At 39.5% G+C, this 1,860-nt stretch carries 1 protein-coding gene; it reads right to left on the bottom strand.

Annotation, left to right across the window (positions count from 1 at the left end; translation table 11 throughout):
* Nucleotides 1–248 precede the first annotated feature (248 nt).
* Nucleotides 249–638 carry a hypothetical protein gene (locus EYW48_RS21005; protein WP_277433029.1) on the bottom strand — a complete coding sequence of 130 codons (390 nt, stop codon included), beginning with the start codon at nucleotides 636–638 and terminating at the stop codon, nucleotides 249–251.
* Between the last annotated feature and the right edge of the window lie 1,222 nt (nucleotides 639–1,860).

Genomic DNA, 1,860 nt, shown 5'->3' on the forward strand with positions numbered 1-1,860 from the left:
CAAACACTTCCCGAAAAGTGCCACTGGCGAGATAGTTGAGAAACTGAGATTTGTCCGGTGTGTAGCTAGGAAACCCAAAGCCTTTACACCCTAAATTCACCGTTTTTCTTAACCCCAGCTAACGCCCTGTTAAGGTGTGAGCAACGCAATACCGAAGCTACCGCATACCACCTTAAACACTAAACGCAACGCATAGTAAAAATGCCAAGCGTTGCGAATCACTCTTAAACAGTTTGTTATGCGAATTTTCACAGATTGGTAGATTCCAAAACAAACTGTTTGTGATGCTCATTGTAAACTTCAATAATTTCATGACGTTGAGTATCCGAAGAGTAATCACGAATTTCAATTCGTTTATTGATTAGTTCAGAAATACGACTACATTCTGCTTTCAATACATTCAATGCATCTTCATGATTTGGGTATTCTGGCGATTCCCAAGCTTGGTAATATTCTTTGACATCGCGTACACACAATATTAGAACTGCTTTCGAATATGAGACCTCTACGCCATCAAACATTTGAGTTTTTTCACCAGCTAAAACGTGCCCAACTATGTTAAAGGAATCGTTAAACTTAGGGTGAGACTCAATTCTCCTCTCGGTCGAGAAATAATTTTTAAGCCAACTGAAAATCATAGTATCTCCATTCGCATAACGCCCAATTAAGTGGTGAACAACGCACTGGCCAAGCCGCTGCATTGCACCGTAAAGCACTTTACCTGACGCATAGTAAAACTGCCACGCGTTGAGAATCCACTTGAATTGCTTGTTATGTGAATTTTACTGTGAATTCAAAGTAAACCACCGTAGAAATGAAGAGATTTGAATAAGTTACGTACAAAAACGATGCTGACCAAAACCTAAATTTCACAGCGATCTTAGCCAAAGAAAGCCACTTACAGAATCAACAACAAAGAAAGCGTCCTTTCAGCCACAACCAAACCTTTTGCTTCATCAGACTTTCAGAGCTGAATGTCAGCAAACGAATCAGTCAAAAAGACATTTCAATTAAAGCGATTTAAAACCAACGAAACTCAACACAAACCAGCTCCAAAACGCAATTGAGGCAACCAAAGAACCTTGAAAACGATCAATATCAAGTTGTTCAAGAATCCATTTCGACCAAGCCAACTTGCCGAAAATACGGAACAAATTTTCAATGAAATCGTAGAATTAACCTTAAAAACTCATCCAACACATAACGCCGCATTAAGTGGTGAGCGACGCTAAACACCAATGCCTCGACAAACCACTTAAAACGCAAAAACTGAATTTACACTAAAACCGCCAAGCGTTGCGAATCCGTCTTAAATGCTTTGTTATGCAAATTCAATAAGATAAACCAGAAGTTACACCAAATTTGATTAAGAAAACAATCAAAATATTGGTTAAGTGAATCAAGAATCAGCCAAAGCCTGAACCGTGATAAATAAGCCGCCAAAACAAAGTCCACCTTTCAGCGACAAACCAAGCTTTTGAATGAGAAAAACTCACCGAGCAAGACTTTCAGCAAATGCGAAATGATCGAATAACTTGCTCTTTCCACACTTTGCGCACGCTAAATTGACAACAAACCAGCACTAAAACTGATTGAGGCAAACAAAGAAATTTGCCTGTTTTACGGTTTGAGTTAGCCACGGATTTGAGGGTAAAAAAGCTCATTTGCCGACAACATAAAACGAATGGCCGGAGAAACCTAAAAAGATTAAACCCCTAAATTTACCTGAGTTGCATAACGCCCAATTAAGTGGTGAACAACGCACTGACCAAGCCGCTGCATAACACCGTAAACACTTTACCTGACGCATAGTAAAACTGCCACGCGTTGAGAATCCACTTGAATTGTTTGTTATGTGAA

Source organism: Vibrio sp. 1180_3, assembly GCF_029478545.1.
In the GTDB taxonomy this organism is placed as follows: Bacteria; Pseudomonadota; Gammaproteobacteria; order Enterobacterales; family Vibrionaceae; genus Vibrio; species Vibrio aestuarianus.